Below are 25,014 nucleotides of genomic sequence, written 5' to 3' on the forward strand. Positions count from 1 at the left end.
CGGATCGACCCTAGTCACTCGACCGCGACTCGGTGCCGGTTCGCGTCTCAGGCGGTGGCGGGGACGAGTTCGGCGATCAGCGCTTCGACTCGCGCCTTGATCTCGTCGCGGATCGGACGAACCGCGTCGACGCCCTTGCCTGCCGGATCGTCGAGCGCCCAGTCCCGGTAGCTGACCCCGGGGAAGACGGGGCAGGCGTCGCCGCAGCCCATTGTGATCACCACGTCGGAGGTTTCGACCGTGTCGGGGGTGAGGATCTTCGGGGATTGGTCGGAGATGTTGATCCCGATCTCGGCCATGACCTCGACCGCTGCCGGATTGACGGTCTCGGCCGGCGCGGACCCGGCTGAGCGAGCCTCGATCCGATCACCGGCGAGGTGGGCCAGGAATCCGGCGGCCATCTGGGAGCGGCCGGCGTTGTGGACGCAGACGAACAGCACACTGGGCCTGGTCATGACGGCGAACCTTCCGTAGCGGACGCGCGAAACCGGGAACGGAGTGCGAGCGACACATAAACCAGCCCGACGAGGACAGGGACCTCGATCAGCGGTCCGACGACACCGGCCAGGGCCTGCCCCGACGCCGCGCCGTAGGTGGCGATGGCGACGGCGATGGCGAGTTCGAAGTTGTTGCCCGCGGCGGTGAACGCGAGAGTGGTGGTGCGCTCGTAGCCCAGGCCCATGACGGCGCCGAGCGCGTAGCCGCCGCCCCACATGATCGCGAAGTACGCCAGCAGCGGGACCGCGATCCGGACGACGTCCCACGGCTGGGACGTGATCCGGTCGCCCTGCAGCGCGAAGAGGATCACGATCGTGAACAGCAACCCGTACAGCGCCCAGGGCCCGATCTTCGGGATGAACTTGGTTTCGTACCAGGTGCGGCCCTTGGCCTTTTCGCCGAAGCGGCGGGTGAGGTAGCCGGCAACCAACGGGATGCCCAGGAAGATGAGCACCGACTTCGCGATCTGCCACGGGGAGGTGTCGATGGTGGTCTGCTCGAGGCCGAGCCAGCCGGGTAGCACGGACAGGTAGAACCAGCCGAGCGCGGCGAACATGATCACCTGGAACACCGAGTTGATCGCGACCAGCACGGCGGCGGCCTCGCGGTCACCGCAGGCGAGGTCGTTCCAGATGATGACCATGGCGATGCAGCGGGCCAGGCCGACGATGATCAGACCGGTGCGGTACTCCGGCAGATCCGGCAGCAGCAGCCAGGCCAGGGCGAACATCAGGGCGGGTCCGAGCACCCAGTTCAGCACCAATGATCCGATGAGCAGTTTGCGGTCGCCGGTGACGGTGTCGAGTCGGTCGTAGCGGACCTTGGCGAGCACCGGGTACATCATGATCAGCAGGCCGAGGGCGATCGGCAACGAGATGCCGTCGATCTCCACCGCGGACAGGGCATCACCCAGGCCGGGGATCATCCGGCCGAGGAGCAGTCCGGCGACCATGGCGACGCCGATCCACACGGGCAGGAACCGGTCCAGGGTGGAAAGCTTCCCGACGACGGCCGGGTGTTCGGTCGTGGTTGGCCCGCTCATAGCTGCGCCTCGGCGCACGTCGGGGACGGCACGGCGGGGCCGCTCTCGGTCAGCAACACAGCGGACAGCTGCTGCAGCGCCGACGGGATCACCCAGTAGTACACCCAGGTGCCGCGTCGCTCGCAGTCCAGCAGGCCGGCGGCGCGCAGCACCTTCAGGTGATGCGAGATCGTCGGCTGCGACAAGTCGAACGACTCGGAGATGTCGCACACGCAGGCTTCACCGCCGGCGTGGCTGGCGATCAGGCTCAGCAGGCGCAGGCGCACCGGATCGCCGAGGGCCTTGAACATCCGGGCCAGATCCCCGGCCCAGTCCTCGGTCAATGGTTCACGCGCGAGCGGCGAGCAACACGCGCCACCGTCCGACAACTCCTGATTCGACATGCGTCGATATTGACAGATGTCGAATCAGGGCGCAACGTAGCGGACGGCCCAGGTGCGGATCAGGCCGTACTACTCGGCACGTCCGGACGGGAAGTGCACCGACCCGTCATTCCCGATGCAACCACCCTGGACGGGGCCGCTGCCGAAGAAGACGCCGTTGAGTTGCCCACTTTGTCCGGGAGCGTTCGATCCGACCCCGGCACCGCCGACGCCGATCGCCCCGCACTGGTAACTGTTGTTGTCGGCGGGCGTGTTGGGGTCGGCGTGGACGTGGAGCTGCGAGCCGGGTGTGCTCGGGTCCCCATGAAATGCCGGTGCCGCCGCCGCGACGCCCGAACCGAGCGCAAAACAGGCGGCGATCGCGGCCGAGGTAATCGCCGTGCGCAACGCGAACGTGTTCATCTGATGTCACCTTTGATTCGATTGTCGCCCGGCGCCTCACCGGCCGATGATTCTCGGGTTACACATGATTTCGGTGTAGCCATTTTCCCGATGAAACAATTATGGTCCGAGCGGTTGGCGGAAATCACCCCTTCCAGCGCTTATCGATGTTTTACACGCGATGCCCGCACCCACTCGCCACGGTCGACGCAGCCCTGGCGTGACCGCGAGCGGCGTCGTCGCACCGAAACTGCTTGACCCCGAGGGGTTCACGTGCGAGTTCCGGACAACCGCTAGCGTTGGAGTGCCCGACACTCGCACGTCCGAAGGGGAGACTGCCACGCATGGCCGCTGACGAGATTTCGGAAGGCAACGACGCGCACCCGACCGCGACGCCACAGTTGCGCCGGCGGCTGGGAGTATTCGACTCGGTGATGATCGGCCTCGGGTCGATGATCGGGGCGGGGATCTTCGCCGCGCTGGGGCCTGCCGCGGCCGCCGCCGGAGGCGCCCTGCTCGTCGGGTTGGCGGTGGCCGCGGTGATCGCGTACTGCAATGCCCACTCCTCGGCCCGGCTCGCCGCGCTGTACCCGCAATCCGGTGGCACCTATGTCTACGGCCGTGAACGCCTGGGACCGTTCTTCGGGTATCTCGCGGGCTGGGGATTCGTGGTCGGCAAGACAGCCTCGTGTGCCGCGATGGCCCTGACCGTCGGCGCCTACGCCTGGCCCGGCCGCGAGCACCTCGTCGCGGTGATCGCCGTCGTCGCCATCACGGCGGTGAACTACCTGGGTGTGCAGAAGTCGGCCCTGGTCACCCGGGTCATCGTGTTCACGGTGCTCGCGATCCTCGCTGTCGTCGTCGTCGTGTGCCTGACCGGTTCCGATACCGGATTCGACGGCCTCGCGATCACCTCCGGGCACGGCGTGGCCGGAGTTCTGCAAGCCGCCGGCCTCCTGTTCTTCGCGTTCGCCGGGTACGCCCGGATCGCCACGCTCGGCGAGGAGGTGAAGGACCCGGCCCGGACCATCTCCCGGGCGATACCCATCGCTCTGACGATCACGCTCGTCGTGTACCTGTGCGTCGCGATCGCCGTCCTGACGGCGCTCGGGGCCGACGCACTCGCGGCCGCGACGGACCCGCTCGCGCAGGCCGTTGCCGCTGCGGGGTTCGGGGGCCTCGAGCCGGTGGTCCGGGTGGCTGCGGTGATCGCCGCGCTCGGCTCGCTGCTCGCCCTGATCCTCGGGGTGTCACGGACCACGTTCGCGATGTCGCGGGACGGCCACCTGCCACGTCTACTCGACGCCGTCCACCCCCGGTTCGCGGTGCCCTACCGAGCCGAGCTGGCGGTCGGTGTGGTGGTGGCGCTCCTCTCCGCGACAGCGGATCTGCGCGGCGTCATCGGGTTCTCCTCGTTCGCGGTGCTGGTCTACTACCTGATCGCCAACGCATCGGCCTGGACCCTGTCCTCGAAACCGTGGTCGCGGCTGGTTGCCGGCGTCGGCGCCGTCGGGTGCCTCGTTCTCGCCGCATTCCTCCCCTTCGCCTCGGTGATCTCGGGTGTGATCGTCCTCGGGCTCGGCGCTGTGATCTACGGGATCCGCACTTCCCTCCGTACCTGACGGTCGGGGTGTGTGCGCTACCCCGCAGAGCATTTCGATTCTCAGGTCGCGGTGGCCAATTGTCGTCTCGCGTGGGAGTCTTCAACGACCATCCTTGCGCCGGGAGAAGGTGAGAATGTTAATCCTGGTTCGGCACTCCCATGCAGGCGAGAAGAAGCTGTGGCACGGCCCCGACGCCGAGCGGCCGCTGAGCCCACTCGGGCACGAGCAGGCCCACGGTTTCGTCGCGGCGCTGGGCGGAATCGAGATCGCGAGTCTGTTCTCGAGTCCCACCACCCGCTGTCGCCAGACCCTGTTTCCACTCGCCGAGGCGCGCGGTCTGCCTGTCCACGATCACCCGCTGCTGGCACCGGACGCGTCCCCCGACGAACTGTTCGCCGTACTCCACGGGCCCGACGCCGACCGGGCAATCTTCTGCACGCACGGGGAGATCCTCAACGCGCTGGCGGAGTTCGCGCGGTCGCGAGGGGTACCGGACGTCCCGCCCTCGGGCGCGACCGCGAAAGGCGGCGCGTGGTTCGTCGACTGCGGTGCAGGTCCGTCCCCGACGCTGCGTTACCTCGCGCCGATTCCGGCGGGCTGATCTCGACCTCTAGGTCGACGCGAGCCGGGCGGCGTCCTCCCGGGCCTGCCGTGCCTTCTGCAGTTCCAGGCCGTACAGCAGGCCGAACGTGAAACCGTTCTCGCCGGGCGTCGCGCCGGCGCGGGCACCGAGAGTCCGGAGCGTCTCCGCGGCGACGACGCTGTCCTGGTGCTCGCCGAGAATCTTCTGCATCTTCTTGAACCGTGCCGCTTTCTTCTTCGCCGTCTTCCTTCCCAGAATCGGTGCGGCGAGTTCGGCGGCGTACCGGGCTCGTTTGGCGGCCTTCCGCGCGCGGTGCAGGGCCGCATCGTCGTCACCGGCAGTCGCGGTGGTGACGCGTGTGAGCGCCTTGCGTTCGGCCTTCCGCACGCACTTGTCGATCACGCGGGGATCGTCGCCGGCCTCGGTGGTCAGCGGTGGAGTGGTGCGCCACCGCGCCAGCGTGGCCAGCAGCGCACGGTAGCGGTCACCGTCGAGGGCTTCCATTACTTCCTTCGTACGACGGAGTTGCTCGGCGAGCAGATCGTTCTCGATGCGCGCGGCAACCGGCCCCATCACGAGTTCCGTAGGCAGGGTGGCGAGCGCATCCGCGAAGCGTGCGCGTTGCACCTGCCGATCCCGCACCTCCCCGAGCAACCCGGCGTACCAGGACAGTTCCGCGTCGAGTTCTGCCCGCGCGATCGGTTCGAACAGGCGCTTGAATACCCGTAGCGTGCTGCGGAAACGTCGGATTCCCACGCGGGTGGGGTGGACCGGGTCCAGCCCTCGACGCAACCACACGTCGCCGGCGACGATCGCCTGAACCTGAGCGTCCAGGTAGTCGACGAGCACCGCTTCCACGGTCGTTCGGGTCGTGTCCCTGCCGTCGACCGCGAGGTGCGCGGCGGTAAGCACACGGCTGAGCTTCGACGGATACGGGGACGGCTGCGCACCGCGGCGGGTGAGGCGCTTACCGATCTTCCTGAGCAGTTTCTCGTTCCCGGCGTCGCCGAGTTCGACCTCCACCTCGCGCCACTCACTCAGGACAGCGCGTTCACCGGCGACGGCACCGCGCACCCGGTCGTCGGCCACTTCCGCCAGCAGGCGGTCGTCGCGGTCGAGGAGTCGCTGTGTGCGTCTCACGGTTTTCAGCGTCGCCACCGGATGCACAGGTTTACCCAGCGCGACACCCTCAATCATGGTTGCCAAATCGTCGGGAAGCGCGTCACTCTCACCCGAAGGCATCCGAATCTCGGTGCGGGCCTTGTCTGCGGGGACCTTCAACTGCCACCCCACATCGGCGTCCCCGGTCCGGCGGCGGAACGTGATCTTCTGACGGAGCAGATCGCGGTCATCCGTGTCGTAGTAGACGCTGTTCAGATTTACCGTGCTCTGCTCGATCCGTCCACCGGCAGGCAACACGTCCTCGAGATCCGGAAGGACGAACTCGAGCCCCACCTCGTACTTGTCTTCCCGCTCGCGCTGCATCGACACCATGGATCCAGTCTGCACCCCGAATATGTCCGGAGCACCCGCAACGGCGGAGAAGTGGAGACGTACGGGTGGACAGTGCGGCGGTTCGGATTTAGTCAACAGTACGGTTACCCCCTGGTGATCCATGCCATAGCGTTCCCATTCGTCAGCCGGCGAGTGCGACGCCAACGAGGTCCCGCACTCCTGGGACGCCCACCGAAAGGATCATCATGACGACCACCGAGAACATCGTCGAAACCCGCCCCGCCCCCTTCACCTGGGCACAGTCCGCCCAGTACAGCCAGGGCGCCAAGGCAGGCGACCTGGTGTTCACGTCCGGTCAGGCCGGTTACGACGACGCCGGCAACCTCGTCGAAGGTGGCTTCGAGGCCCAGGCACGCCAGGTGTTCCGCAACATCGAAAAGATCCTGCATCAGCACGGCGCCTCGATGTCGTCGGTGGTCAAGCTGACCGCCTACCTGGGCAACCGCGACGACTTCGACGCATTCAAGAAGGTCCGCGCCGAATTCTTCACCAGCCCCTGGCCCGCGGTGACCGCGGTGCAGAACTCGTTCCTCGTCGAGGGCATGCTGTTCGAGGCGGACGCCGTCGCCGTGTCCGGCGCCCAGCGAGTCCTCGCCGACACCGACGCCAGCTAGCCCCTGGCTGGACTCCGACCCTTTCCATCACCAGTACAGAACTGGGATTCCATGTCTGACAAACTCTTTCCCACCCTGTTGTCCCCGCTGCAGGTCGGTGACGTCACCCTGAAGAACCGGATCTTCTCATCTGGGCACGACACTGTGATGGTCCACGACGGCGCGGTCACCGACCAGCTCGTCGAATACCACCGCGCCCGGGCAGCCGGCGGTGCCGGGCTGATCATCATGCAGGTCGCCGGTATCCACGAAACCGCGCGGTACACGTACCACGTGCTCATGGCCACCGACGACAGCTGCATCGCGGGATATAGGCGCGTCGCCGAGGCCGCCCACGAGCACGGGTGCGCCTTGTTCGGCCAGGTGTTCCATCCGGGCCGGGAGATCATGGAATCCCAGGACGGTGCGCTTCCGGTCGCGTACGCCCCGTCGGCCGTCCCGAACGAACGATTCCGGGTCATGCCCCGGCCGATGTCCCAGGCGATGATCACCGAGGTCGTGGCTGGATATGCGGCCGGGGCGCGCCGCCTCCAGCGGGCCGGCCTCGACGGTGTCGAGATCGTCGCCAGCCACGGCTACCTGCCCGCCCAGTTCCTCAACCCCGAACTGAACCTGCGCACCGACCAATACGGTGGCGACCTCGACAATCGGATGCGGTTCCTGCGCGAGATCATCTCGGCCGTCCGAGAGGCGGTCGGACCGGGGTTCGCGGTCGGCGTCCGCGTATCCGGCATCGAACACTCCTCCGTGGAGGACGAGCCCACTGACATCGTGGAGGTGTGCCGCAGGCTCGACGCGGACGGGTCGCTGGACTACCTGAACATCACCGAGGGCACATCCGCCAGCCGGTCCGGATCGTTGCATATCGTTCCGCCGATGAGCGAGGAAGCCGCCTACACTGCACCCGCCGCAGCGAAGATCAAGGCGGCTGTGTCGATTCCGGTGCTCGTCGCCGGGCGGATCAACCAACCGCAGGAAGCCGAGATCGTCATCGCCAAGGGACAGGCGGACGCCTGCGCGATGACCCGCGCCCTGATCTGCGACCCGGACATGCCTGCCAAAGCGCAGGCCCAGCGTCCGGACGACATCCGGGCCTGCATCGGCTGCAACCAGGCGTGCATCGGCCACTTCCAGGCCGGCTACCCGATCTCGTGCATCCAGCGCCCCGAGACCGGACGCGAACGCGAGTTCGGCACCCTGGTGATCACCCCGAAGCCGAAGGACGTCATGGTCGTCGGCGGCGGGCCCGCCGGGATGAAGGCGGCCGCGGTCGCCGCCCAGCGCGGTCACCGGGTCACCCTGTACGAGGCAAGCGGGCGAGTCGGTGGGCAGGTGTTGCTGGCCGAGCGGCTTCCCGGCCGGTCCGAGTTCGGTGGCGCCGCAACCAATCTGCAGTCCGAACTCGACCGCTACGGGGTCATCGTGAAAACCCGCGTCGAGGTGGATGCGACGATGATCACCGCGGAACGTCCCGACCACGTCATCATCGCGACCGGCGCCACCCCCTATCGGCCGCCGCTCGAGCTGGACGGGGACATGCCGGTGCTCGAGGCGTGGGATGTGATCGGCACGGGCGGCGGCAACACCCCCAAGGGTGAGATCGTCGTGGCGGACTGGCGAGGCGACTGGACCGGCCTCGGAGTCGCGGAAATGCTCGCCCGGGAAGGGCGCAAGGTGACCCTGTGCGTCAACGGCTACGCGGCCGGTGAACAGCTGCAGCAGTACACCCGTATCGCGATGCTGCGGGCGGCTACCGAGGCGAAGGTTCGGGTGATCCCGCATGCCCGCCTGTTCGGAGCCGACGACGACACCGTCTACCTGGTCAACACGCTGACCGGCGAACCGATCATCCTCGACGGCGTCGACGGACTCGTCCTCGCCCTCGGCCACCAGCAGAACGACGCCCTGCTCGCCGAGGTCGAATCCACCGGCATCCCGTTCACCGGAGTCGGCGACTGCCTCGCCCCGCGCACCGTCGAAGAGGCGGTCCTCGACGGCTTGCGGGCTGCCGCTGCCCTCTACGAGCCCTGTTCAGTCGGTGAGTGAAAACGCTTGGGCGCGTGCACGAAGCGCCAGCCACAGCATCGCGATGTCCGATGAAGCCTTCAGGTTTCGTCCTGTCACCGACTCGATCTTCCGGAGCCGGAAAGCAAGGGATTGCCGGTGGATTCCGAGCTGGTCCGCTGTCGCGGTCCAGCTTCGGTCGTGAGTGAGGAAGGTTTCGAGAGTCTCGACGAGGTTCGACTCGTGTCCCCGGTCATACAGCAGGAGATCTCCGAGGATTGCGTCGGTAGCTTGCCGGGCGTCGGTCAGGGTGCGCGGCACGAACAGTGGCACATCGGTGGAGTATCGAGCGGCGGGTACGCCGGTCGATCGGGCGGTGTCCAAGGCCCAGCTCGCCTGGCGGGCGCTGTCCGAGATCTGTCCGATCGCGGTAGCCGATGGCGACGCTCCCATCGCCCGGGTTTTGCCGCTGAGCAGGTCGATGGTCTCGGCGCACCTTACGGTGGGGAGCAGCATGTAGGCGTGCTCGTCGAGTATGGCGGTCACGTTCGGAACGCCTCGGTCTCCCGCTATCGTCCTGGCAGCGGGAAGGAAGTCGGTATCGAAGCTCAACACCGTCCACTCGGGCGCGGACAGGTCGAATTCTTCGAGGAGTGGTGTGACAGCTTCGGGTGCGTCGGAGCCGGCGAGGATTCGCTGCAGCAGGGCTTCACCGACTTCGTCGGCGTACTCCCGCTCCCTGGTGACCTTTTCGACTTCGACGCCGATCAGGGTCCGCACGTGCAGCAATGCAAAGGCATCGACATCCGTCGCCGGGCTTCCCTCCATGACCAGCATGCATTTGCGGTGAGTGGGGAGTGCATGGGCGGTCATCACGTAATCCGCGCCTTCTACGAGCGTGAGGTGGGCAGGGAGTCGATCGAGTGTGCCCGCGACACTCGACGTCAGTGACCGGATGGCGTTCTCGGACAATGCATTGTCCGTGGCGAGAACCTCGGTGCCATGCTCTACGTCGACGACGTGCAGGGTGAATCGCAGTTCTCTCGAGAGTCTGACCAGAAGACTCGTGTCCGCCAGCACAGTCGAGCGTGCGTGCTCGTAGAGTCGGCTCAGTCGTGCGACCGTGCTGACTTGAACACTCTGACTCGCAACCGCCACGGTCCGTCCTATTGCCGCGAACGGGGTCGTGTGGCTGCACCGAAGGATGGGGAAGTTCAGTCTGTCGGCCATATCCAGCATCGCGGCCGTCAGCGGTGGTGCGGTCTCATCGTCTCCGATGATGACGCCTGCCAGTCCCTTTTCGTGAAGGCGTTCGATGAACGTGCACTGTTCTCGTTCGTCCGACGGCACACACAAACCGGCGGTCATCAGCAGCTCGTCCGCCCCCAGCCAGTCCCAGGGGTCGAGTTCCGAGGTGTGCGCCCACGCGATCCGACGGTCGAGCCCCCCGACACCGGCGACGGCCGCGCACCCGAGCTGGTCCATCGCGATGAGGTCACCGACAGTCAATCTCGACATCGTCTTATCCTCGTCTCTCAGTCCTGGCCGCTGCTGATCCGGCGGGTGATCAGTGCCATCCAGAAATCGGCGATGTCGGCGGAACTCTTCATGCTGCGGCCCGTCAGACTCTCGATCTTGCGTAGTCGGTATCCGAGCGTCTGACGGTGGATGACAAGCCGTTTCGCTGTGGCCGACCAGTTCCGGTCCATGGACAGGAATGCATCCAAAGTCTCGACGAGATCACTGTGATGAGCCGCGTCGTAGTCGATAATCTTCCCCAGTACGGCCCGCGTCGCGAAATGCGCCTCGGTCAGTGTGCGGGGAAGGAACAGGGGTGCCGCGGTCGAATACTCGGCAAGGCCGCCACCGGCTGCCCGCGCGGCCTGGAGAGCCCACCGCGCCTGACGAACGCTGTCCGGAACTCGCCCAGTCGTCGCGTTCCGTGCCGACATGCCCATCGCATCGATGTGGCGGTCGAGTAGATCCGCCGCCGCGTCGGCGTCGGCGCTCGAGACCATCAGATAGCCCTCTCCCCCCGCGGAGCACGACAGATACGGAAATCCGCGGTCTCCGATGAGAGTGCGAACGACGTGGAGGTGAGTAGTGTCGAATCCGATTACGCACCAGTTGGTTTCGGTCAAATGCAGTTGGCCGAGCCGAGGAGCAGCCGCCTCCGCGCTGATCGATCCGGCGATCATCTGCTCGAGCAGCTGCGCCCGCGCGACGTCGGAGCGTTCGCGTTCTCGGGTCACCCGCTCTACTTCCACGCCGACCAGGCTCTGCGCATGTAGCAACACGAAGGCATCGACTTCGATGTCGGTGTGCCCCGCGGCGACGAGCATGCACTTGCGGTGGGTCGCGAGGGCGAATGCCGTCGCCGTGGTTTCGGCACCGGCTTCGATCGCCACTCTCGGCGGAAGACGGTCGAGCCGTCCGTCGACGCGGGTGCGCAGTTGATCGACGAGTTCATCTTCCAGTGGATGTGCATCGCGAAGCACTTCGCTGCCGAGCTCGACATCGACGACATGGAGCCGGTGTCCGAGCTCCACCGACAGTCGATCGAGTAGCGAGGTCTCGTCCTCAGGCGACGCGTGCGTGGCGTCGTAGAGCCGACTCAAGCGCGCAATTCGACTGACCTGGACGCTCTGGGCTGCGACGGCGACGGTGCGGCCGATCGCTGCAAACGGTGTTGCATGACCGACCGCGACGACGGGGAAGTGAAGCTCGTCGGCTTCGGACAGCATGCCCTGGGTGAGCGGGGGCGCCAGCAGGTCGTCGCCGATCGCGATGCCGGCCAAGCCTGCCTCGCTGAGACGTCGAATGAACCGCATCTGTTCGTCCGCCGCTGCCGGCAGGCTCATTCCGGTGGTCATCAACAAGTCGTCGGCACTGAGCCAGTTCCACGGATCGGGCAACTCGCACACATGTGCCCACACCACGGGCCGGTCTACACCGGCCTCACCGGCGACCACGCTGCACGCAAGTTGCCTCATGGCTACCAAGTCGCCGACTGTCAGATTTGACACGAATCACTCCCGGTATTTCACGCCGGTACAAACATCGCCGGCAGAATTATACGTCCGTATGACTCCTCGACCGCGTGTCTCGGGGTGACGGTCGCTGCCCATTCGTCAGGGGATGAGCACGACGGAACCGGTCGTCTTCCGGTCCTCCAGGTCCCGGTGCGCGTCGGCGGCGCGTTCGAGCGGGTACTGCGCGCCGACACGGACGTTCAGCGAACCGTCCGCGACGGCCCCGAACACTTCTCCTGCCCGCCACGTCAGTTCCTGCCGGGTGCGGACGTAGTGCGCGAGGGTCGGACGAGTGAGGAACAGCGAACCCGCGGGATTGAGCCGCTGCGGGTCGAACGGCGGCACCAGGCCGCTCGCCGCGCCGAAGAGTGCGAGGGTGCCACGGATCCGAACGGAGGCGAGGCTCGCGTCGAAGGTGGCTGCGCCCACACCGTCGTAGGCGGCGGCGACTCCCTCACCGTCGGTGAGTTCGCGCACCCGAGCGGCGATGTCGTCGTCGTAGCGGAGTACCTCGGCCGCGCCGGCCTCCCGCGACAACTTCTCCTTCGCGTCCGACGAGACGGTGGTGAACACTCGCGCACCGAGTTTCGTAGCGAGTTGGGTCAGCAGCAGTCCCACTCCACCGGCGCCGGCGTGGACCAGCACGGTGTCGCCGGACTGCACCGGGTACGTCGAGTACGCCAGGTAGTGGGCGGTGAGGCCCTGCGCCAGTGCGGACGCCGCCTGCGGCGCGGGAACGCCCTCCGGCACCGCGATCGCGATTTCGTTGGGCACCACCACCTTCTCGGCGTAGTTGTCCGTCGCGCCGCACCAGGCGACGCGGTCGCCGGGGACGAAGTCGCGGACGTCGGCGCCGACGGCCTCGACGACGCCGGACCCCTCGTCGCCGGGAACGTACGGCAGCGGGTGCGGGTACACGCCGGTCCGGAAGTAGGTGTCGATGAAGTTGACGCCGATCGCGTCGGTTCGGACGAGAAGATCGGTTGGCCCGGGCTCGGGATCGGGAATCTCGGTGAGTTCGAGGACTTCGGGGTGGCCGAGGCGGGCGACCTGAATTGCGCGCATGGGCAATGTCTACATGCTGAACCGAAATTTGAACACACCGACCATTGGGTGATCTTCTCTCGGTAGCTTCCTCGCCGCGCTGCAGAGACCGCTTCGGCCTGCGCCGCGAACAGCGCACGCCTCCGCCGCACTTGCCGGGCGGTGTAATGCCGTGGCACCGATCCCGGCGGTGCACGAAATGAGGTATTGACGCCCGCACATTTCACCTCTTACAGTGGTGTTCAACACATGAACTACGTGTTCAAAAAGTGAACGGAGATAGACAATGGCGTCTCAGCGCATGCGACTTTTCGCTTTCGACTACCAGGGCCCGGCGCACCTGTCGGCCGGCCTCTGGCGGCATCCGAAGGATCAGGGCGCGAACTACAAGAACCTCGCCTACTGGACCGAGTACGCCAAGATGCTCGAAGAGGCCCGATTCGACGGCATCTTCTTTGCCGACAACGTCGGCTACCACGACATTTATGAGGGCAACGCCGACGCGGCCCTCGCCGACGCCGCACAGATCCCCGCGCAGGATCCGTTCATGGCCGTTTCCGCAATGGCGGCGGTGACAAAGAACCTCGGGTTCGGGTTGACCGGGTCGACCTCGTACGAGCACCCGTACGCGCTGGCCCGCAAGTTCAGCACCCTCGACCACCTCACCGACGGCCGCGTCGGCTGGAACCTGGTGACCTCCTACTCCGACAGCGCAGCCCGCAATCTCGGTACCGGACAGCAGGTTCCGCACGACGAGCGGTACGACATGGCCGCCGAGTACCTCGAGGTCTGCTACAAGCTGTGGGAAGGATCCTGGCAGGACGACGCGGTCGTCCGCGACGCCGAGCGCGGCATGTACATCGATCCGAGCCGGGTGCACAACATCGAGCACACGGGCAAGTACTTCTCCGTTCCCGGCTTCGCGCTGTGCGAGCCGTCCCCGCAGCGCACCCCGGTGATCTTCCAGGCCGGCGGCTCCTCGAAGGGTCGCGCCCTCGCCGCAGCCAGCGCCGAGGCGGTGTTCGTTAACGCCGTGTCCATCCCGGCGCTGAAGAAGCAGGTCGACAGCCTGCGTAGCCTCGCCGCCGCCGCCGGCCGTGACCCGCAGAACGTCAAGGTCCTGCAGATGCTCAACGTCGTCTGCGCACCGACCGACGAACAAGCGCACGCCAAGTACGAGAGCTACCGCAAGCTGGTCAGCTACGCCGGGGCGATGGCCCGCTACAGCGGCTGGACCGGGCTGGACATGTCCCAGTTCGACCCCGACGTGCCGCTCAAGCACGTCAAGACCAACGCCGGCCAGACCATGGTCGACCTGTTCTCGAAGATGGACCCCGACAAGGAGTGGACCCCGCGCGACATCGCCGAATTCATCGGCATCGGCGGCACCGGCCCCACCATCGTCGGCTCACCCACCACCGTCGCCGACGAGCTGACCCGATGGATGGACGAAACCGGTATCGCCGGCTACAACTTCGGGCACGCGGTCAAGTACCAGGACATGGCAGACTTCATCGAACTCGTCGTCCCCGAACTGCAGCGCCGCGGCACCGTGTGGAGCGAATACGAAGGCTCGACCCTGCGCGAGAAGCTGTACGGCAAGGGCGCCGTCCGGCTTCGCGACGATCACCCCGGTCTCCGCCTCGGCAACCGCACCGTCGCAGCCGTCTGACCCCACCGACCGAAAGAGGACACCCATGCAGACCGCCGAACTCCACGACGTCGCGGCCACCCTGCGGACCGCACGTGTGAACGGTGCACCGATCACCGCACCGACCAAGACCTGGCCCGCCCTCGACGCGGACTCCGCCTTCGCCGTCCAGCGCATCAACGTCGAACACGCCGTCGACAATGGTGACCGCCTGGTCGGGTACAAGCTCGGCAACATCGCGAAGGTCATGCAGGAAGCCTTCGGCCTCGGCCAGCCCGATTACGGCTTCCTGCTCGCGAGCATCTTCGCCTACGAAGGCACCACCCTCGAACGAGGCGACTACATCGAACCGTTCGTCGAACTCGAACCCGCGTTCGTGCTGAAGAGCAGTCTGCGCGGACCCAACGTCACCGTCGCCGATGTCATCAACGCCATCGACTACGCGGTGCCCGCCATCGAGATCATCGACTCCCGTGTCCAGAACTGGGCCATCGACCTTCCGGACACGCTGGCTGACAACGGATCCACAGGAGCGGTCATCCTCGGCGGCACCCCTCGCCGCATCACCGACCTGACCCTCCGCGACATGCGCGGCTCCCTGCATTTCAACGGGCGCGAGGTCATCACCGGCAACACCCGCAACATCCTCGGCAATCCCCTCGCCGCGGTCGCCTGGCTGGTCAACCGCCTCGCTGCCTACGATGTCGAGTTCCAGGCCGGCCAGGTCATCCTCCCCGGCAGCTGCCTGCAGGCAGTGCCCATGAACCAGCCCGGCCGCTGGGTAGGCGAGTTCGAAGGCTTCGGCGCCATCGAGTTCGACGTTTCCACCGCCAACAACTGACGCGCCCTCTTGACGGGGTTCTGCGCTGTGCACCGTCGAGTCGATTCACGAGAAATCTTCGCGGGGAGAGTATTCCCTGCGGCAACACGTTCGTTCAGGAATCAGGAGCGCCTTCTTGACTGAACGAACTGCGCGGGTGCCTGACCTGATGTGTCGGCGTCAGGCACCCGCTCTCCACGTGCGACGCACCGCCGTACCGGCCACGCCTGACTGCCGGTTACGGCGGTGCGTTTGTCGTAGGACTGCCGATGCCGTCCGTCTGCGCACTCCGCCGACCCGCGCGCGGCTTCGGAGCCCGCACCGTCGACCCCGGGAAACCGAATGAACATCACCGAGCATCCATCCGACCGTCCACCTGGCTGGGACTGGCGACACGAGGGATCGTGCCGCGGCACCGACACCGACATGTTCTTCACACCCGACGATCGCGAACAGCGAACCATCCGCGCACGGCGCGAACGCCGTGCCAAACAGATCTGTCAGGACTGCCCCGTGCTCCCGCAATGCCGCAAGCACGCCCTTACCGCCGCAGAACGCTACGGCATCTGGGGCGGCATGTCCGAGACCGAACGCGCCCGCCTCGGCCGGCGCCACACCCAGCGGCTTGCCCGCTGACATCCCCCGCCCCGCCTGCAGACTCGCATTCCCGCCGGACCGGCGCCGTCGCGGCCCCACCGGATCTCTCGGATGCGCCCTGCGAGCGGGTTCTGGGGGTGGACTGGCGAGAAATACCGCGCCGCTGACCATCCGTGTCGATCCCCAGGACTCGTCCAGTTTCGGGCCGGACACGCCGAACACCCCGACACCGGAACCGTGGGTGCGGGTTCCGGATCGGGGTGCTCGACGGATTCTCGCTAGTCGGTGACGCCTTCTGCACGGGCAGCGGCGGCGACTGCCTCCGCGACAGCGGGGGCGACGCGAGGATCGAGCGGGCTGGGAACGATCGTGTTCACAGCCAGCTCGTCACCGACGACCGAGAGGATTGCCTCGGCGGCGGCGAGCTTCATACCTTCGGTGATCCGGCGGGCACCGGCATCGAGCGCACCCCGGAACACCCCGGGAAAGGCCAGCACATTGTTGATCTGGTTCGGGAAATCCGAGCGCCCGGTGGCCACGATCGCCGCATGCTTACGGGCGATGTCCGGGTGGATCTCCGGGTCCGGGTTCGACAACGCGAACACGATCGAACCCTCCGCCATCGTCGCGATCAGCTCCTCCGGCACGGTGCCCGCGGACACCCCGAGGAACACATCCGCCCCGTCGAGGGCTTCGGCGGTGCCGCCGCGGCGGCCGGCCGGGTTGGTGCGCGCGGCCAGATCCACCTTGACCTCGTTCAGATCCTGCCGATCCTTGGACACGATGCCCTTCGAATCGAGCACCGTGACATCGGCGATCCCGGCGGCGAGGAGGATGTTCGCGCAGGCGACACCGGCGGCGCCGGCACCGGAGATGACGACCCGCAGCTGGTGGAKGTCGCGGTCCTGGACCTTGACCGCACCCTTGAGGGCGGCCAGGACGACGATGGCGGTGCCGTGCTGGTCGTCGTGCATGACCGGGCAGTCCAGGGCCTCGATGACGCGCTGTTCGATCTCGAAGCAGCGCGGCGCGGAGATGTCCTCCARGTTGACCGCCCCGAAGCTCGGGCGCAGCCGGATCAGGGTYTCGACGATCTCGTCGGGGTCCTTGGTGTCCAGGACCAGCGGGATCGAGTTCAGGCCCGCGAAGTTCTTGAACAGGGCGGACTTGCCCTCCATCACGGGMAGCGAGGCCCGSGGGCCGATGTCCCCGAGACCGAGTACCGCGGAGCCGTCGGAGACGACGACCACCAGGCGGCTGGTCCAGGTGTACCGGTCGGCGAGGGTTTCGTCGGCGGCGATGGCGCGGGAGACCTGCGCGACGCCGGGCGTGTAGGCGATGGACAGGGCGCGCTGCGTATCGAGGGCGGTCGTGGTCTCAACCGAGAGCTTCCCCCCGATGTGGCCGGCGAAGATCTCCTCGTCGGTCAGCTCGACCTTCTGCGGTGTGGTGGGTTCGGACACGATGGACACGATGACACTCCTGCTAAGTCCAGGCTCACTCGGGGCCGGGTTACTGAGAAGTAACCGTGAGGATCGGCGCTGATCCTCACAGTTGCTCCACGAACGACAACTGAGGGTGAAGCTTCCGGGGTGCGCGATCACGATGGCCGCAGAACGTCCGAAGCGTCATGGCACGGGCGGGTGAGCCCTGGCAACACTGCCATAACCCCCCGCCGAAGGGCGGTGGCGCCGACGTCGGAGTGGTGCTAAGTCTGGCACGAATATCGATGCACAATCAAATTGCCACGACAGTCAGATGTCTCACGTTTTCTGGCCTCTACCTGTGAGAACAAGTTACCGATGGGTCACTGTGAGAGCCGGTTTCACATAACGGGCCGAGCGTCCGTCAACCCCACCACTGGGTAGCCAGCAGAAGCGCCGCCGCCGCGAGGACGGCGACGGATGCGACCACGGCGACGAGACCGTCGCGGCGGTCCGCAATCCGCTGCGCCACGATCACGAACACGGACGCGACCACGTGCGCGGTGATGGAGATCGTCCCCGGGCCGGGAAAGCCCCGGCCGCCGCCCACGTAGGCGGAGCCGATCACGACGAGGCAGAGGATCACCACGCCGGCGGCGACGGCCCCGCTGAGGGCGCGCAGCGCGCGGACGACGAGAGGGCTGCGTCGCGGTTCGGTGGCCGTCACCGTCCTCGGAAGGATGGGACCGTAGGGGTCGTACCGCTCGAACTCGTGCGTGTTCATGCCGAGACCACCTGTACGCCGGATGCTTTCGAGACGAGGGTGTCGAATTCGTCGGCGTCCGTCGTGAACTCGCCGAGCCGGATGGCCTTGTTCGTGCCGTGATAGTCGGAGGAGCCGGTGACGACCAGACCGAGCTCGTCGGCCAGTTCCTGCAGAACCCGAGTGTCGTCCGACGAGTGGTCGGGGTGGTGCACCTCGAGCCCGTGCAAACCGGCTCCCGCCAGGTCGCGGACGTGATCGAGCGACAGCAGCCGTCCCCTCGTGCGGGCCCGTCCGTGGGCGAGGACGCTCACTCCCCCGGCCTCCGCCACCAGTTGCACGGCGTCGTCGAGGGGGGTATCGGACTTGTCGACGAAGTACCGGCCGCGCGGGGCCAGCAGATCCACGAACGCCTCACCGACGCTGCCGACCACGCCGGCGCGCATCAGGGCCCTGGCCAGGTGTGGGCGTCCCGCCGCGGGTCCCGCTTCCGCGAGCACCTCGTCGGCGTCGATGGGCAGACCGTCCTCCATCATCAACTCCGCCATCGCGCGGATTCGCACGATCCGCTCGTTCCGCAACCGTTCCCGCTCGCGTGCGAACGCCGCGTGCGCGGGATCGAACAGGTAGGCGAGGAGATGCACCGCAACCGGGCGTCCGTCCTCACCGCGCCCCTCGCAGGACATCTCCATGCCCCGCACCAGCGCAAGCCCCGCAGGCAACGCCGCGACCGCCTCGGCCCATCCCGCGGTCGTGTCGTGATCGGTGATCGCCACGATGTCGAGTCCTGCTGCCCCCGCGGCGCGCACCAGGTCCGCCGGGCTGTCGGTTCCGTCGGAGGCCGTCGAATGAGTGTGGAGATCGATGAGCACCAGACCAGTCTGTCAGGTGTCGCGGCACGGGGTCCGAGCGTGCGGCCCGGAAGCCTGGCGTGTCGTGCGACGCCGCCGGCCCGGAGCGGGTGCTGACGTACGATTCACCAGCAGCGTTTCCGACTCGCCGGTGAAAGGGAGGGCCCCGTGCCGTCTGTGCCCTCGCTCCCCAAGCGTGGCAGCGACAAGGATCAGCGCAGCGGAGACAAGGACCCGGGCCCCAGGATCCGCATCCCGACCGCGCGCGCCATCGTCGACTGTGGTGTGTACGTCGACGGCACGAGGCTCCCCGGAAAATACACGCACCAGGCCGCGATGGCCGAGGTCCGCAAGCGGGGCCGAGGGTTCGTGTGGGTCGGGTTGCTCGCCCCCGACGAGGGGCAGATGGAAAGCGTGGCCGAGACGTTCGGGCTGCACGAATTGATGGTCGAGGACGCCGTCCACGCCCACCAGCGGCCGAAGCTGGAACGCTACGACGACGTGCTGTTCCTGGTGTTGCGGACCGTCAACTACGTGCCGCACGAGTCGGTGGCGACGGCCAGCGAGATCGTCGAGACCGGCGAGATCATGGTGTTCGTGGGCGCCGACTTCGTCATCACCGTCCGGCACGGCGACCATTCCCCGCTCGCGAACGTCCGCCACGCGCTGGAGGCGAACCAGGAGCGGCTCGCCCTGGGCCCGTACGCGGTGCTGCACGCGGTCGCGGACCACGTGGTGGACACCTACCTCGAAGTCACCCAGGCCATCGAAGAGGACGTCGACGGCATGGAGGAGGCGGTGTTCAGCCCGCGCAGCAGCGTCGCGGTCGAACACATCTACCTCCTCAAGCGCGAGATCGTCGAACTCCGCAAATCGGTGAACCCGCTGTCCAACCCGCTGCTGCGGCTGACGCGGGCACCGGGCAATCCGGTGCCGAAGGAGATCCGCCGCTACTTCCGCGACGTCCTCGACCACCACACCACCGTCGCCGAGCGGATCGCCGAATACGACGAGGTCCTCAGCTCACTCGTCGACGCCGCCCTCGCCAAGATCGCCGTGCAGCAGAACACCGACATGCGCAAGATCTCGGCGTGGGTGGCCATCGCGGCCGTGCCGACGATGATCGCGGGCATCTACGGCATGAACTTCGACAACATGCCCGAATTGCATTGGCAGTACGGCTATCACGGCGTGGTATTCGTGATCGCGTCGGTGACGGTGGCCCTGTTCGTCACGTTCCGCCGGAACCACTGGCTCTAGGGTGTGTCTCCCAATGATTTGTGGTGTTGTGCTGCAGAATCTTCGGTGTGGCAGACGTTGTTGATCGGTTTGAGGTGTTGACGGACAAGCAGTGGGAGTTGCTCGCGCTGCTCTTGCCCAGTTCCGATGGGCTCCGGGGGCGGAAGTTCCGGAACAATCGTGTGGTGGTCGAGGGGATGCTGTATCGACTGCGGACCGGGGTGCCCTGGCGGGATCTCCCGTCGCATTTCGGGCCCTGGAAGACGGTGTGGAAGCGGCATCGCCGCTACGCCGGAGACGGAACCTGGGATCGGGTGCTGACAGCCCTGGTCGCGATGGCCGACGCCGGCGGGAACCTGGACTGGGCGGTATCGGTCGATTCCACGGTGGTCCGTGTCCATCAGCACGGCGCGAACGCCGCCCGCCACACAGGGGGATCTACCGAATTACACGAACCTGCGTGACGAGCCTGCCGATCACGGCATCGGCCGGTCGAGGGGCGGGTTGACCAGCAAGGCGCACCTGGCGTGCGACGGTCACGGGCGCCCACTGTCGGTGCTGGTCGGCCCCGGCCAAGCCGRTGACAGTCCGATGTTCGCCCACGTGCTGGAGGGTATTTGCGTCCCGCGGCTCGCCGGCGGAGCGCACCGCACGCGCCCCGACGAGGTCCGGGCCGACAAGGCGTACTCATCACGGGCCAACCGGGAACTGCTGCGCAGCAGAGGCATCAAGGCGGTAATCCCGGAGAAGACCGATCAGGCAGCGAACCGGGTGAACAAGGGCCGCGCGGGCGGGCGGCCACCGAACTTCGACCCGGAGTCCTACAAGGGGCGCAACGTGGTCGAACGGGCCTTCAACAAGGCGAAACAGTGGCGTGCGGTGGCCACCCGCTACGACAAACTCGCCCTCACCTACCGCGCCGGATTCCTGCTCGCCGGCATCGTCGAGTGGCTCAAACTATTAGGAGACATGTCCTAGGCGGACAATCGCGAATCCAGCTAGCCGGATTCGGCAGGTCGCCAGTCGCAGAGACGCCATCGCCCGGGCCGTCCCGTTCGGCGGCCGCGCCGAACGTGGGGATCGATCAAATCGGATGCACATCGCCATTGGTGCGAAAGATAACCTCGACAGTTTGGGAGGGGCACTCTACGACGCGATATCGTAGGTTTGCAGCGTTAGAGGTGAAGCGTATGAATGATCCGCGCGAGACACAACGCGACGTGACCCTGAACATCACGTCGGAGCTCGAGGCCGTCGGATTTCAGAATGCACAGGAGATCGGACGCGGCGGTTTCGGGCTTGTGTACCGGTGTGGCCAGCCCGCTCTTGACCGGTCGGTGGCCGTAAAAGTCCTGACCGCCGACCTCGACGACGAAAACCGTGCCCGATTCTTCCGGGAACAGCGCGCTATGGGTCGACTGACAGGTCATCCCAACATCGTCAGCATCCTCCAAGTCGGCACCACCGCCAGTGGCCGTCCGTATATCGTCATGCCCTACCACCCGCAGGAGTCACTGGAAGCCGCAATCCGCAGTCACGGCCCTCTCGACTTTGCGGAAGCACTTCGTCTCGGCGTGAAGATGGCGGGCGCACTGGAGACTGCCCATCGCCTCGAGATCCTTCATCGCGACGTGAAACCGGCCAACATCCTGCTCACCGACTACGCTGAGCCAGCGCTGACGGACTTCGGAATCGCTCGCATCTCGGGGGGCTTCGAAACGGGAACCGGAACAGTCACGGGGTCGCCCGCCTTTACTGCACCGGAAGTGTTACGCGGGGATCCGCCCAGCCTCGCCTCGGACATCTACAGTCTCGGAGCGACCCTCTTCTGCGCAATCACCGGGCACGCCGCGTTCGAACGCCACAGCGGGGAACAAGTCGTCGCGCAGTTTCTCAGGATCACAACCCAGCCTGTTCCAGACCTTCGCGAGCACGGCATTCCGGATGCCATATGCGCAGTCATCGAACGTGCAATGGCTAGTGACCCGACGGACCGCCCGCGGTCAGCTGCGGCCCTCGGCGAAGAGATCCGAGAGCTACAGCATCAACTCGGCTACCCGATCGACGACATGGCCCTGCAGGCGAATCCCCAGGCCGTCAAGAACAGCAAGATGCCCGCCGATCGTGACGCCGGCGACAGCAGAAAGCCACACCCTCGGACCCCGTCACGAAACGCGAACGGGAATTTGCCACTGGAGCTAACCAGCTTCGTCGGTCGGCGCAATGAACTGGCCGAAGTAAAGAAGCTGCTCTCGACGGCGCGCCTGGTCACATTGACTGGGATCGGGGGAGTAGGCAAGACCCGGCTGGCACTGCGAGCGGCCGCGGAGGCGCGGCGCGCATTTGCAGACGGCGTCTGGCTGGTCGAACTCGGGGAACTGCGAGATGAGTCGTTGCTCGCCGACGTGGTGGCCAGCGCGCTCGGACTGAGGGACCAGTCCACACGCCCCATCGAAGACCTACTGGTCGAGTTCGTCGCCGCACGAAGACTGCTACTCATTCTCGACAACTGTGAGCAAGTCGTGGATGCCGCAGCTGCCCTCGTCGAGACACTTTTGCGCGCATGCCCAGGACTTCACGTCCTCGCAACCAGCCGGGAGATCCTCGACATCAGTGGTGAAGCTGTGCTCCGTGTCCCTCCTCTCACGGTTCCCGACGCACAGCGCGACCCGTCGCTGCGTGGCCTGCCCAGCTACGATGCGGTGACCTTGTTCGCAGAGCGGGCAGCAGCAGCCGACTCCACTTTCGAATTAACCGAAGACAATCGGATATCGGTCGCCAAAATCTGTCAGCGCCTCGACGGATTACCCCTACCCCTCGAGCTGGCCGCTGCGCGCCTGCGTGCGATGTCTGTCGACCAAGTGCTGGAGCGCCTGACAGACAAGTACGAGATACTGTCGAGATCGGGCAGAGACGTGCCGACGCGCCAGCAGACGCTGCGACTATGCGTTGATTGGAGCTATGAACTCTGCTCACCCCGCGAACAAGCGGTATGGGCGCGACTGTCGATCTTCGCTGGCTCATTCGAACTTGATGCAGCAGAACAGATATGCGGAAAAACCGTCGAATCCGGTGAGTTCATCGATACCATCGCCTCGCTGGTCGACAAGTCGATTGTTATATCTGAGACCCTTGCCTCGGTGGTCAGATTTCGATTACTCGAAACGATACGCGACTACGGACGCGAGAAACTGCACGCTGCAGAGGAATACGAAGCACTATCGGTCCAACATTGTGCTTGGTACCGTCAGTTGGCAATCGACGCAGAAGCGGACTGGATCAGTCCACGACAAGTCGGCTGGATCTCCAGACTTGGCCGAGAACGCCCCAATCTGCGCGCAGCAATGGAATTCAGCCTGTCGGACGCAGGTGACCCCGACGTAGGACTCAGCATCGCCACCGCCCTCTTCATGTTCTGGTCATCGGGCGGCCTCTTCAATGAAGGCCGATACTGGCTGGGCCGGATACTCGCACACCAGACCGGAGAACCGACCGCGGAGCGAGTCAAGGCACTCTATGCAAACAGCGTGCTCGCTGAAGTGCAAGGCGACCTGTCTGCAAGCCACGCGCTTGTCGAAGAGGGGCAGGCAATGGCAGACGAGCTAACAGATCCCATGGCACGCGCACTCATCGCACATGCCGAAGGACTGCTCGCGCTATTCAACGAAGACCTTGACCGTGCGTGCTTGTTTCTGGAGCAGGCAGTAGCGGTGTTCGGTGACCAGGTTGAGCTCGCGCTGCAGGTCGGCGCTACCTATACCCTCGGATGGGCACACGAAATGCGCGGTGACACTCACCGTGCGATCGAATGCTATGAACGAGTTCTCGCGACCACCAAATCGCATGGTGAATCCGTCTACAGGTCCTACGCGCTATGGGCACTAGGCGTGGCGGTGTGGCGGCAGGGAGACAATGCAAGAGCCACTATGGTTCTCGAAGAAAGTTTGCAAATCGCCCATAGAGTAGATGACCCCCTCACTGCGGCAACATGCCTCGAAACGCTTGCGTGGATTGCCTGTAGTAACCATGACCCCAGTCGAGCGGCAACACTCATGGCCGCCGCAGAAGCGCTAGTGCAATCCGTTGGAAGCTCCACGGTCATCTTTCCCAACCTGAGTCACCATCACGATCACTGTGAACGTGCGGTCCGCCGAGCTCTGGGTGAGCGAACGTTCAACTCCGCATTGCGTAAGGGCGGAAACCTCGACTTCGCCGCCTCTGTCGCGTACGCGCTCGGGCAGCGCCCCCCTAGGCATGATTCGACCACTCCCGTAGCCACGCTTACGAAGCGGGAACAGCAAGTTGCCGAACTCGTTGCCGAAGGTATGACGAACAGGGCGATCGCCGAAAAGCTGGTCATTTCACAGCGGACGGCCCAGGGGCATGTTGAGCACGTACTCGCCAAACTTGGATTCACCTCGCGCGCTCAAATTGCGGCCTGGGTGGTGGAACAGGCTCAGTAGGGACAACGGCAAGCCGCGTAGGCCTGGGGTGCTGCACCTTAAGCCTTGCCGCAAAGGTTGGGGCGATCGGACCATCATGGTTCGGTGGGAAACTCGCGAGTGTCTCGATCGCTCCCGCAGGCGACATGGTCTGCGGTATAGGTAACTACGTGAACGCCGCGACTAGGGGCGGGCGTGTATAAATCTGGCAACAACGGATCTGGCGATATGTCAGCAGTTCGTGCAGATGAGGTCATCATCTCCCAGAAGTCGAGATGGTCTGCCTGAATCGATCCTGTTGGGAAGGCTCGGTTTTCGCGGGGGAGTGGTAAGAGAAAAAGCGGATCATATGGCACGATCGGTTGTACAAATCACATGATCCACTGTACGGTGCTTAACGTCACTTCTGATCGCGTACGGATTGGAGTCCGTCTTGCACCCACTTTTCCGTGTCGCAGTTTCTTCCGCTGCTCTCGTGGCCGCACTACTTGCCGGCTGCAGCAAGGCGGATACGTCCGCGAACTCCA

21 protein-coding genes are annotated in these 25,014 nt (G+C 65.8%); 10 read left to right on the forward strand and 11 right to left on the reverse strand.

Features of this window, described 5'->3' with window-relative positions; genetic code table 11:
• Positions 1 to 47 precede the first annotated feature (47 nt).
• From AC1D1G_RS08865 to AC1D1G_RS08880, 4 genes are all read right to left on the reverse strand, one after another.
• Positions 48 to 455, reverse strand: a complete 408-nt coding sequence (locus tag AC1D1G_RS08865; protein WP_477951760.1) for an arsenate reductase ArsC — start codon at positions 453 to 455, stop codon at positions 48 to 50.
• Positions 452 to 1,540, reverse strand: coding sequence for an ACR3 family arsenite efflux transporter (gene arsB, locus AC1D1G_RS08870; RefSeq protein WP_477951761.1), 1,089 nt, complete (start codon positions 1,538 to 1,540; stop codon positions 452 to 454). Before arsB ends, AC1D1G_RS08865 begins: the two co-directional genes overlap by 4 nt.
• Positions 1,537 to 1,923 (reverse strand): ArsR/SmtB family transcription factor, encoded by a 387-nt coding sequence (locus tag AC1D1G_RS08875; protein WP_477951762.1) that lies wholly within the window; start codon positions 1,921 to 1,923, stop codon positions 1,537 to 1,539. Before AC1D1G_RS08875 ends, arsB begins: the two co-directional genes overlap by 4 nt.
• Positions 1,924 to 1,992: 69 nt before the next feature.
• Complete coding sequence (locus AC1D1G_RS08880) at positions 1,993 to 2,325, reverse strand: hypothetical protein (protein WP_280779433.1); 333 nt, start codon at positions 2,323 to 2,325, stop codon at positions 1,993 to 1,995.
• Positions 2,326 to 2,648: 323 nt separating this feature from the next.
• Here AC1D1G_RS08880 and AC1D1G_RS08885 point away from each other — a divergent pair, with 323 nt between their 5' ends.
• Entirely contained in the window at positions 2,649 to 3,926 is a 1,278-nt protein-coding gene (locus tag AC1D1G_RS08885) for an APC family permease (RefSeq protein ID WP_477951763.1), read from the forward strand.
• 115 nt (positions 3,927 to 4,041) lie between these two features.
• Positions 4,042 to 4,509 carry a SixA phosphatase family protein gene (locus AC1D1G_RS08890; RefSeq protein WP_283333216.1) on the forward strand — a complete coding sequence of 156 codons (468 nt, stop codon included), beginning with the start codon at positions 4,042 to 4,044 and terminating at the stop codon, positions 4,507 to 4,509.
• 9 nt (positions 4,510 to 4,518) lie between these two features.
• Here the strand turns inward: AC1D1G_RS08890 and AC1D1G_RS08895 are convergent, their stop codons facing one another.
• Positions 4,519 to 5,985 carry a CYTH and CHAD domain-containing protein gene (locus tag AC1D1G_RS08895; RefSeq protein WP_477951764.1) on the reverse strand — a complete coding sequence of 489 codons (1,467 nt, stop codon included), beginning with the start codon at positions 5,983 to 5,985 and terminating at the stop codon, positions 4,519 to 4,521.
• Between the two features lie 206 nt (positions 5,986 to 6,191).
• On the opposite strand from AC1D1G_RS08895, the gene AC1D1G_RS08900 reads away from it, so the two are divergent.
• Both AC1D1G_RS08900 and AC1D1G_RS08905 read left to right on the forward strand, forming a co-directional pair.
• Positions 6,192 to 6,620 (forward strand): RidA family protein, encoded by a 429-nt coding sequence (locus tag AC1D1G_RS08900; RefSeq protein ID WP_477951765.1) that lies wholly within the window; start codon positions 6,192 to 6,194, stop codon positions 6,618 to 6,620.
• A gap of 51 nt (positions 6,621 to 6,671) precedes the next feature.
• Complete coding sequence (locus AC1D1G_RS08905; RefSeq protein WP_477951766.1) at positions 6,672 to 8,666, forward strand: oxidoreductase; 1,995 nt, start codon at positions 6,672 to 6,674, stop codon at positions 8,664 to 8,666.
• Here the strand turns inward: AC1D1G_RS08905 and AC1D1G_RS08910 are convergent.
• From AC1D1G_RS08910 to AC1D1G_RS08920, 3 genes are all read right to left on the reverse strand, one after another.
• A complete protein-coding gene (locus tag AC1D1G_RS08910) occupies positions 8,652 to 10,142 on the reverse strand; it encodes a PucR family transcriptional regulator (RefSeq protein WP_477951767.1) in 1,491 nt (496 codons plus the stop codon). The two genes, AC1D1G_RS08905 and AC1D1G_RS08910, sit on opposite strands and share 15 nt — an antisense overlap.
• A 17-nt stretch (positions 10,143 to 10,159) precedes the next feature.
• A complete protein-coding gene (locus tag AC1D1G_RS08915) occupies positions 10,160 to 11,650 on the reverse strand; it encodes a PucR family transcriptional regulator (RefSeq protein ID WP_280779440.1) in 1,491 nt (496 codons plus the stop codon).
• A 105-nt stretch (positions 11,651 to 11,755) separates the two neighbouring features.
• Positions 11,756 to 12,721, reverse strand: a complete 966-nt coding sequence (locus tag AC1D1G_RS08920; protein ID WP_477951768.1) for a quinone oxidoreductase family protein — start codon at positions 12,719 to 12,721, stop codon at positions 11,756 to 11,758.
• A gap of 265 nt (positions 12,722 to 12,986) precedes the next feature.
• On the opposite strand from AC1D1G_RS08920, the gene AC1D1G_RS08925 reads away from it, so the two are divergent.
• From AC1D1G_RS08925 to AC1D1G_RS08935, 3 genes are all read left to right on the forward strand, one after another.
• On the forward strand, positions 12,987 to 14,372 hold the full coding sequence (locus AC1D1G_RS08925) for an LLM class flavin-dependent oxidoreductase (RefSeq protein ID WP_477951769.1): 1,386 nt from the start codon (positions 12,987 to 12,989) through the stop codon (positions 14,370 to 14,372).
• Positions 14,373 to 14,397: 25 nt separating this feature from the next.
• Entirely contained in the window at positions 14,398 to 15,192 is a 795-nt protein-coding gene (locus AC1D1G_RS08930; RefSeq protein ID WP_477951770.1) for a 2-keto-4-pentenoate hydratase, read from the forward strand.
• 321 nt (positions 15,193 to 15,513) lie between these two features.
• Positions 15,514 to 15,807, forward strand: coding sequence for a WhiB family transcriptional regulator (locus AC1D1G_RS08935; RefSeq protein WP_317569305.1), 294 nt, complete (start codon positions 15,514 to 15,516; stop codon positions 15,805 to 15,807).
• A 239-nt stretch (positions 15,808 to 16,046) separates the two neighbouring features.
• Here the strand turns inward: AC1D1G_RS08935 and AC1D1G_RS08940 are convergent, their stop codons facing one another.
• The 3 genes from AC1D1G_RS08940 to AC1D1G_RS08950 form a co-directional block, all read right to left on the reverse strand.
• Positions 16,047 to 17,240 (reverse strand): NAD(P)-dependent malic enzyme, encoded by a 1,194-nt coding sequence (locus AC1D1G_RS08940; protein ID WP_477951771.1) that lies wholly within the window; start codon positions 17,238 to 17,240, stop codon positions 16,047 to 16,049.
• Between the two features lie 376 nt (positions 17,241 to 17,616).
• Positions 17,617 to 17,976 (reverse strand): hypothetical protein, encoded by a 360-nt coding sequence (locus tag AC1D1G_RS08945; protein WP_477951772.1) that lies wholly within the window; start codon positions 17,974 to 17,976, stop codon positions 17,617 to 17,619.
• Entirely contained in the window at positions 17,973 to 18,827 is an 855-nt protein-coding gene (locus AC1D1G_RS08950; RefSeq protein ID WP_105412761.1) for a PHP domain-containing protein, read from the reverse strand. The genes AC1D1G_RS08945 and AC1D1G_RS08950 overlap by 4 nt, the downstream gene beginning before the upstream one ends.
• Before the next feature lie 147 nt (positions 18,828 to 18,974).
• Here AC1D1G_RS08950 and corA point away from each other — a divergent pair, with 147 nt between their 5' ends.
• The 3 genes from corA (at position 18,975) to AC1D1G_RS08965 (ending at position 24,508) form a co-directional block, all read left to right on the forward strand.
• Positions 18,975 to 20,066 (forward strand): magnesium/cobalt transporter CorA, encoded by a 1,092-nt coding sequence (corA, locus tag AC1D1G_RS08955; protein ID WP_280783512.1) that lies wholly within the window; start codon positions 18,975 to 18,977, stop codon positions 20,064 to 20,066.
• Positions 20,067 to 20,113: 47 nt separating this feature from the next.
• Positions 20,114 to 21,023, forward strand: a protein-coding gene (locus AC1D1G_RS08960) for an IS5 family transposase (RefSeq protein WP_477951773.1) whose coding sequence is annotated in 2 segments (ribosomal slippage) — positions 20,114 to 20,470 and positions 20,472 to 21,023 — 909 coding nt in all. Because the reading frame shifts where the segments join, the coding sequence is not laid out codon by codon here.
• Positions 21,024 to 21,235: 212 nt separating this feature from the next.
• Positions 21,236 to 24,508, forward strand: coding sequence for a protein kinase domain-containing protein (locus AC1D1G_RS08965; RefSeq protein WP_477951774.1), 3,273 nt, complete (start codon positions 21,236 to 21,238; stop codon positions 24,506 to 24,508).
• The last annotated feature ends 506 nt before the right edge of the window (positions 24,509 to 25,014 follow it).

Source organism: Rhodococcus sp. P3_B8, assembly GCF_056402775.1.